This is a genomic window from Clostridium sp. (assembly GCF_032552055.1).
In the GTDB taxonomy this organism is placed as follows: Bacteria; Bacillota; Clostridia; order Clostridiales; family Clostridiaceae; genus Clostridium.
Window position 1 is genome coordinate 1 of record NZ_JAWGSV010000137.1, and the last position, 8,335, is coordinate 8,335.

Below are 8,335 nucleotides of genomic sequence, written 5' to 3' on the forward strand. Positions count from 1 at the left end.
ATTATATATAGCTTTCTATGTTATATTTAAAATATTCCCAGAAAACTATAAAATAAAAATTTTTATATTTTTATCAACAATAATAATATTTTTGAATAATGGAATTGTTGCAGAACAAGCATATTCATTCATTATTGGCATTATTATTGCTAATCATAAAAAAGAAATTTTAATGATTAATAGGAGCAAGTTATTTATACAAGGGATAATATTATGTTTATTAGGTGTGTCTACTTTAATAGTTAGGCAAATAATACCTGATAATTCCTTTTATCTTATATTTAATTTTATCGATTTTGTATTAAAAGAAAGTATTGCACTGGGAATTGTACTAATGTCTTTCATTTTTATTAAATATAATATATTTAAAGGATTTAGTATGGTAGGTAAAGTTTCTTATGAAGTATATCTAATGCATACCTTGTTAATATTTATAATCAGTAATAATTTTAACTTCACTAATATTTTAATATATGTAGTGTTAACTATTGCAGGTGTATCTATTTTACACGTATTATCAAAAAAGACAGTGAAATTGATTCAGATTTGATAACTATTGCGTACTAACTTAAATAAAAATATTTAAATACATTTTTCGCTAAATTTGCCTTTTATCATAAAGCACTATAAAATTAATAATAGTGAAGGGGGTAAAAGTAAGAAGTGTGGGTTTTAAAGAGTGATTTTGATAAGTTAGTTATCCAATATAATAAATATTTTAATGTAAAAGAGAAAGTAAAAGATTATTTGGACTTAAAAAAGAAAGTTATAAAAAAACTGAGAAAAAAATCTCAAAGAGAACTTAAAAATTTAGAATTAAAATTAACTATTGAAAGTAGTAAAAAAGGCACTAACTGGGATAGTTATGTTGGTTTGAGATTAGCCAATATTGCAATTGTTATTTCTGTAATAACTACTATTTTGCAATATTACCCTGAATCTTTAGAATACGGAAAAATATTTTTGGTATTTTTTTTGGTTTTTGGTGCTTTATATTTATACACATTTTCATATAGAGATGAAAAAATGGAAGATAACTTAATATTTATGAAGTTTTTACTAAGTTGTGTTAGTGAAATTTTACAAGAAAATAATAAAAAATAAAGAGCTTACAATTTGTAGGCTCTTTTTATATTGCAAAAAAGGAAGGTGTAAAATGGCAGATGAGAATAATGTTATTTATGAAATAAGAGAAAATGTTGTTGAAATTAAAACTACATTAACGGGCATTGTTCAAAATACTGACTTGAAGTTTCAAGTTCAAGAGGAAAAAATTAAGGTAGCAAACAATAGAATAAAAGATTTAGAGGAAAATAATAAATGGTTATGGAGAGCTTTTGCTGGCAGTTTAATAAGCGCAGTAATAGCTTTTTTTATTAAATTTAATTAATGAAGGGAAGTATGTAAAATGGAAAATTTATTAACTTTTATACCAGAAAACTTATTAATATTAATTGCCGCTACTTATGTTGTAGGGGTATTTTTAAAGAAAATAGAAAAGATAAAGGACAATTATATAACAGTGATATTAATGGCCTTTACAATTGCCTTTAGCATGATTTTAGCTGGACGTACTGCAGCAGCCTTTTTACAAGGTATATTATGTTGGGGAGTTGCTGTAGGAATTAATCAAACTGGTAAACAAATAAGTAGGGTAAGTAAGGAGCAATAGTGTGCTTCTTTTTATATTTTAATAATGAAAGGTGGAATAAAAAAATGAGTAACGTATTTGGAATTGATGTGAGTTTCTGGCAAGGGAACTTTAATTTTAATCAAGCTAAGAATGAAGGTGTTAGGTTTGCTATCTTAAGAGGAGCATATAACTTAAGTAAAGACACTAAGTTTGAAGAATACTATAGAAATGCAAAAGCAGCAGGATTAGATGTTGGTGTTTATCATTATACTATGGCAACAACTCCAGCAGAAGCTATAGAAGAAGCTAGGTTTTTATTAAGTAATGTATTAGCTAGTAAGCAATTTGATTTACCTGTTTATTTTGATATAGAGGATCAGGTACACAAAAATTTAAGCAGAGCTCAAGCATCAGCTGTAACTAGAGCATATTTAGAGTATTTGGAATCTAGAGGGTATTTTGTAGGGGTTTATTCTTCTAAGAGCTTTATAGATAATTATCTAGAAGAAGATATTAAGAAAGAATATGCTATGTGGGTTGCTCAATGGAATACAGAGCTAACTTATACAGGACAAGTTGGAATGTGGCAATTTGGAGGGGAAACTAACTATCTTAGATCAACTAAAATTAATGGCCAAACAGTAGACCAAAATTATATGTTAGTAGATTATCCTTCAATAATTAAATCTAAAGGTAAGAATGGATATGGAGCGGGTACATCTAATGTAAAACCACAAGAGCCTGCAAGAACTGATACTTATACAGTAGTAAGTGGGGATAATCTTTCTAGTATTGCAGCTAGATTCGGAACAACATGGCAAGAGCTAGCAAGGATTAATAATATAAGTGATCCAAACTTAATATATTCAGGACAAGTATTAAAGTTAAATAGAACAAATAACACTATTAACTATACAGTAAAAGAAGGGGATAACCTTTCTACTATTGCTGCTAAGTATGGTACTACATGGCAATCTATAGCTGCATTAAATGGATTAAGTAATCCAAGCTTAATTTATCCAGGACAAAATTTAAAAATAAGATAATTTTAAGGCTAGTAGGTAGAGATGCTTACTAGCCTTTATTTTTTTAGAGAGTCAATTTTATTTAATATTATATATGTACATATTACTATAACTACACATATAATTGCCATTCCAGTGTATACAGGAATGCGATATGATTGTTGAACTGATACAGATGGCATAAAAGAGGATATTATCATTGGGAAAATAATAGAATTTAAAAGAAAGAAAATTATAAAGGTCAAAATAGAAAGAATACATCCAATAAGATATTTCAAAAAAATCACTCCAATCCTAAAGACATTTATTTGATTATACTATATTTAGGGATAATTGGAAATTTAAATTTTAGAAATAGGAAAGAAGAGTTAATAGAAAATTAAAAGGCTAGTAGGTAGGAAAAATCTTACTTACTAGCCTTTTTTTTATTTCTTCATATTGACGTTATGACGTCATAAATATATACTTAAATTATGGAGGTGATATTTTGAGAAAGAAATTAACGACTTATATCGAAGAAGAAGATATAAAGAAGTTGAAAAAATTAGCATTGGAACAAGATACATCAGTATCAGATATATTATGTTCATTGGTTTCAAAACATTTTAATATAAAAATAGTATGCATATCTGATTTGAATAAGTATCTAGATAGTGGTAGCGTAAAATATAATGATAAATTATTTAACTATACTAAATATGAGGATTTAGGAGATAAAGTGAACTTTTATAATAATGATGAGTTAGTATTGTGTATTGAAAGTGAATTTTTTGAGTTATATAAGAATAATAAATATATAGAATTAATACCTATAGAAGTTAAAGATTTTGCTTTGATTGATAATGATTTTGTTAAAAAAATTAAATAAAAGCAAGGTGGTTTTATACTTTACAAACAAACGTTTGTTCGCTATAATTTTATTAAGATTTACCAATAGGGGTGTTTTTATGAAAGTTGTAGCTAGGCCAATACAAATGATTGCTTGGTTTAATGAAGATGGTTCTATCAATCCAATCAAATTTAAGATAGAAGAAGATGGATCTAAAGTAATTAAGATTAATAAGATACTAAAGAGTGAGAAGGAAAAACTCGCAGGAAACATTATGGAGAAATTTACTTGTACATCTACAATAAATGGGATAGAGAAAATCTTTGAAGTTAAATATGATGCTAAAAGTTACAAATGGATATTGTTTAAAATTTAAGCGCTCTTTAATTAGGAGTGCTTTTTATTTACCTAAAATTGTCACAGTGAAAAAATGGTAGTTGATATTGAGTAGTTTTATAACAAAATTTATAATATATGTATAAATACTTATTAGTGTTAAGAATATATATTCCCTTAATGCGCAAAACCACATTGAATAAATGCTAATAGGTATTTATAACCTCAAGATAAAATCAGTAAAATAGCATCTAGGTAATTTAGGTGCTATTTTACTTGTAATCACTTAATTACTGTCCACTTCTAATAAATCTAAACAATAAAGGTCTATACATATAATACAGTGCATACAATGTTACCATAGAGCAATTATGGGAGGTGTCATTGGTGGCAGAAAGATTAAGAGTAGTTTTAGAGTTTTCTAAGGGTAAAGAGAAAGAACTTCTTTTGTATCGAGAACTTATTAAGTATAGTAATCCAGGATCTATTGTAAAAGATATGCTTTTGGGTACTATTCCCTTACCTAATATCAAAGGAAAAGAGTAGAATCCTAGGTCCGTACAGTCCTAACACGTACGGACAAGCCTTTTAAAAGTATAGAAAATAGGTAAAAGAGAAGTGGGGGAGAGCAGTGAGTAAGATATTAGAGTTGATTAATTCTATATTTAATAAAGAAGAAGTAATTTTAGATGATAGAATTGAATTTAGAGTTAATAAAAAAGAAAAAATTTTAATTAAGAAATATTGTGATTTAAAAAGAATGACTGCATCAGATTTTTTTAGAAATTTAGCTATGAAAGAAATAGATGATTTTATCAAATTAGGAAGGTGAATATATGAATTTAGATATAAAAATAGCCAGTATAAAAATTGAATTTTAGGAAAAGCGTACTAAGCAAATTCTTTTTATATACTAGCCAATATAATTATATATTACGATTAATTTATAGTCAAAGGAGTAAGGCGATTCTTACTCCTTTTATTTAATATAGATAATTAATATTATGAGAAATGTCGGCAAGTTTAAAATTACCGACATTTTGTAGTTACTAAGTATTAAAATTTAAATCTATTATATTATTTAAATCACTAAAGTCCTTACCTTCAGCCCATTCAAGAAATCTTTGAATTTCTACATTTCGAACTTTTAATCTTCCGAGTTTTAAAGCTTTTAAATAACCTTTATCAATTAATCCTCTTACTGTAGGGTCAACCGTTTTAAGAAGTTTAGAAATTTCCTTAATAGTGAGAAGTTCAATGTTAGAGGTTTTAAAATAAGATGCAGATTTGATATTAGTTGAATTGTTTTTAATACTTAAGCTTTTGTATTTTATTAATATATTATAAATAAATTCTTTTACTAATTCATCTTCAATTTTCACATCTATTTTTATAGGAATCACAAAAATCACCTCGTTAGATTTATATCCATTTTTCATTATATTAAACATATAAAACAAGCACTTGAAACGAAAACGTATGTTCTGTATAATGATAGTAAAGGGGGAGATAATTATGACTAGAAAACAATTAGAAGTATTAAATACGATAAAGGATTATATTGATAGAGAAGGGATTCCGCCTACTGTTAGAGAGTTATGTGATATAGTAGGTTTAAAGTCTCCATCTACTATGCATGGATATATAAAGAGATTAGAGAATCAAGGATATATCAGCATGATAAAAGGATCTCCAAGAAGCATAAGAATAGTTAGTAATTAGCAGAAAAGTTACTATGAATTATTTCAAGTACCTTTTTTATTAGTCTAAGATAATATCTATTAGTTTTAATAATTTTTTTCTATCCTGACTAGATAACTTTAATGATTTATACATTATTAATTTTATATCATCATCCTCAATAAAATCAAAAATACCTTCATAGAAAGAACCTATATTAACATTTAAAGCAGTTGCTATTTTTCGTAATGTATCAATACTAGGATTTTCTTTTATTCCATTTTCAATATTACTTAAATACCCTTTACTTATTCCGGTATCACGAGATAATTGGGATAAGGATATATTCTTTAAAAGCCTAATTTCATTAATTTTTGAACCTATCATAAATAACACCTCAACATAATATAACTAAATAAGTTTATTATATAAGGAGTGGGATATAATGTAAATAGAAGTGTCGAGTTATATTAAGGAAGGGGATTTATATGTTTTTAACACCTAAAAAGTTTGCTGGTATGGCAGGAGAAAATTACGAGTTAATATTAGAACTTTGTAAGAAAGGAAGTTTAAAAGCTGAAAGAACTGAGGGAGGGCATTACAAAATATATAAAACTGAACTAGAGAAATATACAAGATATCAAGAAGATTTCATAACTAGAGAGAAATACGAATCTGTAATAAGAGAGAATGAAATGCTTAAGGAAAAAATAAGACAGATAGCAAAGATGACAATATTTTAAAATGAATAAAGTCAGTATAAAAATACTGACTTGCATTCTTTATTTTCCCCTTATTTTTCCCTTAACATATAAAATATTAAGCAATAAATGAGAAGATAATTAAATATAGAAAATTGTTATGAGTGTTGAGTTTACTGGGTTAAGCAACATAATAAGACAAAACTAAATATAGTAAAATAAAAGGTTTATAGATTACAGAACTCCGCTATGCTCTATCTTGTAACATGAAAAACACTATATTGATGCTTAGTGATATTCCTTTAGTTCTTATTTTGATAATAAAAAAAATTATGATAGAAGTTAGAGACTAATAGAGAATATTTTAATATAAATTCAAATATTAATTTTTATAAAAAATAGTATTATATTCAAGCTTAATTGGAATAATAAGATTGTTCTGATTAGAGGTGAAATATATGATACCTATTTTAATGTTATTGTGGATAATGAGTATATGTTTCATATTAATATTCTTTTATGGAGCAACTAGAAAAGAAAAAGAGATGGAATATAGAAATAGATTATTAGCACATGAAAAAGAAAAAAATTAATAGAAGTACAAAAGATAAGGCATTAAGATAAATTCTTATATGTCTTATTTTTTTATTTAAAATAATGTGACGTATTTATTAATATTAACTAATTCAAAGTAGTTATAAGAATGCAATTATAAAAATAATATTTAATAAGTGGGTTTAAATATAAAAATAAATGGGGGATTGTATATGGAGAATTTGTTTATTATTTTGATAGTTGCATTAATAGCTGAAAGTGTTTGGGAAACTTTGAAAATGACTTGGCAGAAAGGAAAGCTATGTTTAGATAGAGTAGGAGCATTAGTTGTGTCATTAGTAATTTGTATAGATATAAAGCTAGATATGTTAACTTTGCTTGGTATTAATACTACAATACCTTTTATAGGAATAGTTTTGACAGCAATTTTAATATCTAGGGGATCAAATTTCTTACATGATTTATTAGAAAGAATTGGACAAGTAAAAAATAAGTAAGATATAAGACTTTTACTAGATAGATTTTATGTGTTATTTCAAAAAAAGCTATTTTTACAAAATTAGAGAGGGCTCTATTCAACATAAATACAAATATAATACTTTTAAAGTCAAAGATATAATTATAATCAATTAAAAACTTATTTTAAATTATAAAACAGATGATGTATAATTATCCTATATATGTAAAATTATATTTGAGGGTGGTATATCATTATGAGTAGGAAAGCTATTACTCTATTAGTTACTTTAACTGCATTGATAATTATTTTTATACTTATTAATATAGAGTTTAAATCAGAAGTATTTAATGATTTAGAAGATACTACAGAAGTTATATATTATAACTATGATGAAGAGCTAAAAGAGATAAACAAGCAAGTAAGGGAATCTTCAGAGGGCTTTAAAAAAGGTGAGATCTATGACTTGGATTCTATAGAGGTATTAGAGAGTGATGTATTACTTGCAGCAGTTACTGAGGAGCTAGTAACTAAATCATCCAAAACGAGTACTATAAGTACAAAGTTAAAAAGTAGGGCTGAAGTAAAGGGGATTAAGCTTAATAATAAATTTTCAATTAAATATTCAAGCTTATATTCTGGACCAGGTGCTGGAGAGGTCTTAGGTAATAATAAGGAAAATGGCTATTTAACTCACTATATACCTATCGTGTATTGTAGTGGAGATATTTTGAAAATTAATTATAAAGTAAGTAGAAATGGAGAGTTTATTAGAAATGAAGATGTTATAGTTGCAGTTAGAAAAGAAACTTCTAATTATATGATAGGAGCTCAAAGTGCTGAATATTTAAAGGTTGAGAATTTAAAAGGAGATAAATTTAATAAATTTGATAATTATACTGATTATAAGGAAAATCTATTAGAAGCAGTAGATTTAGAGGATTATATTAATTTTTAAAAATGCCAGGCAGAAGGCAGTATGTATATAATTCTACCTGACAAAATAGTTAACTACTTATTATATGATAAATTAGAGACGAGTTTAATGTCAATTAGTATTTTTATGCATATTAAAATATCTAAGTGTTTTTTATAAATTTGATTTATAAATATTTATTT

At 25.9% G+C, this 8,335-nt stretch carries 16 protein-coding genes; 14 read left to right on the plus strand and 2 right to left on the minus strand.

What is annotated here, in order from left to right:
* The 9 genes from E6248_RS10030 to E6248_RS10070 all read left to right on the plus strand — a co-directional run.
* The coding region (locus E6248_RS10030) for a hypothetical protein (protein ID WP_316340669.1) at positions 1-550 on the plus strand (550 nt) is incomplete at its 5' end.
* A gap of 113 nt (positions 551-663) precedes the next feature.
* Complete coding sequence (locus E6248_RS10035; RefSeq protein ID WP_316340670.1) at positions 664-1,104, plus strand: hypothetical protein; 441 nt, start codon at positions 664-666, stop codon at positions 1,102-1,104.
* Positions 1,105-1,156: 52 nt separating this feature from the next.
* Positions 1,157-1,390 (plus strand): hemolysin XhlA family protein, encoded by a 234-nt coding sequence (locus E6248_RS10040; RefSeq protein ID WP_316340671.1) that lies wholly within the window; start codon positions 1,157-1,159, stop codon positions 1,388-1,390.
* 18 nt (positions 1,391-1,408) lie between these two features.
* Complete coding sequence (locus E6248_RS10045; RefSeq protein ID WP_316340672.1) at positions 1,409-1,672, plus strand: phage holin family protein; 264 nt, start codon at positions 1,409-1,411, stop codon at positions 1,670-1,672.
* 44 nt (positions 1,673-1,716) lie between these two features.
* A complete protein-coding gene (locus tag E6248_RS10050) occupies positions 1,717-2,679 on the plus strand; it encodes a LysM peptidoglycan-binding domain-containing protein (RefSeq protein ID WP_316340673.1) in 963 nt (320 codons plus the stop codon).
* A gap of 466 nt (positions 2,680-3,145) precedes the next feature.
* A complete protein-coding gene (locus E6248_RS10055) occupies positions 3,146-3,526 on the plus strand; it encodes a DUF6364 family protein (protein WP_316340674.1) in 381 nt (126 codons plus the stop codon).
* A 79-nt stretch (positions 3,527-3,605) separates the two neighbouring features.
* The gene (locus tag E6248_RS10060; RefSeq protein ID WP_316340675.1) at positions 3,606-3,863 is read left to right on the plus strand and encodes a hypothetical protein; all 258 of its coding nucleotides are present in this window, start codon (positions 3,606-3,608) and stop codon (positions 3,861-3,863) included.
* A 347-nt stretch (positions 3,864-4,210) separates the two neighbouring features.
* Positions 4,211-4,369 (plus strand): hypothetical protein, encoded by a 159-nt coding sequence (locus tag E6248_RS10065; protein WP_316340676.1) that lies wholly within the window; start codon positions 4,211-4,213, stop codon positions 4,367-4,369.
* Between the two features lie 85 nt (positions 4,370-4,454).
* Positions 4,455-4,655, plus strand: a complete 201-nt coding sequence (locus E6248_RS10070) for a DUF6290 family protein (RefSeq protein ID WP_316340677.1) — start codon at positions 4,455-4,457, stop codon at positions 4,653-4,655.
* Positions 4,656-4,872: 217 nt separating this feature from the next.
* Here the strand turns inward: E6248_RS10070 and E6248_RS10075 are convergent, their stop codons facing one another.
* A complete protein-coding gene (locus E6248_RS10075; RefSeq protein ID WP_316340678.1) occupies positions 4,873-5,226 on the minus strand; it encodes a helix-turn-helix domain-containing protein in 354 nt (117 codons plus the stop codon).
* 112 nt (positions 5,227-5,338) lie between these two features.
* On the opposite strand from E6248_RS10075, the gene E6248_RS10080 reads away from it, so the two are divergent.
* Positions 5,339-5,545, plus strand: a complete 207-nt coding sequence (locus E6248_RS10080) for a winged helix DNA-binding protein (RefSeq protein WP_316340679.1) — start codon at positions 5,339-5,341, stop codon at positions 5,543-5,545.
* 39 nt (positions 5,546-5,584) lie between these two features.
* Here E6248_RS10080 and E6248_RS10085 read toward each other — a convergent pair whose 3' ends face one another.
* On the minus strand, positions 5,585-5,890 hold the full coding sequence (locus E6248_RS10085) for a helix-turn-helix transcriptional regulator (RefSeq protein ID WP_316340680.1): 306 nt from the start codon (positions 5,888-5,890) through the stop codon (positions 5,585-5,587).
* A gap of 101 nt (positions 5,891-5,991) precedes the next feature.
* On the opposite strand from E6248_RS10085, the gene E6248_RS10090 reads away from it, so the two are divergent.
* The 4 genes from E6248_RS10090 (at position 5,992) to E6248_RS10105 (ending at position 8,174) form a co-directional block, all read left to right on the plus strand.
* The gene (locus E6248_RS10090; protein ID WP_316340681.1) at positions 5,992-6,246 is read left to right on the plus strand and encodes a DNA-binding protein; all 255 of its coding nucleotides are present in this window, start codon (positions 5,992-5,994) and stop codon (positions 6,244-6,246) included.
* Positions 6,247-6,662: 416 nt separating this feature from the next.
* Positions 6,663-6,797 carry a hypothetical protein gene (locus E6248_RS10095; RefSeq protein ID WP_316340682.1) on the plus strand — a complete coding sequence of 45 codons (135 nt, stop codon included), beginning with the start codon at positions 6,663-6,665 and terminating at the stop codon, positions 6,795-6,797.
* Positions 6,798-6,971: 174 nt separating this feature from the next.
* Complete coding sequence (locus tag E6248_RS10100; protein WP_316340683.1) at positions 6,972-7,256, plus strand: hypothetical protein; 285 nt, start codon at positions 6,972-6,974, stop codon at positions 7,254-7,256.
* Between the two features lie 216 nt (positions 7,257-7,472).
* Positions 7,473-8,174, plus strand: coding sequence for a hypothetical protein (locus E6248_RS10105; protein WP_316340684.1), 702 nt, complete (start codon positions 7,473-7,475; stop codon positions 8,172-8,174).
* Positions 8,175-8,335 lie beyond the last annotated feature (161 nt).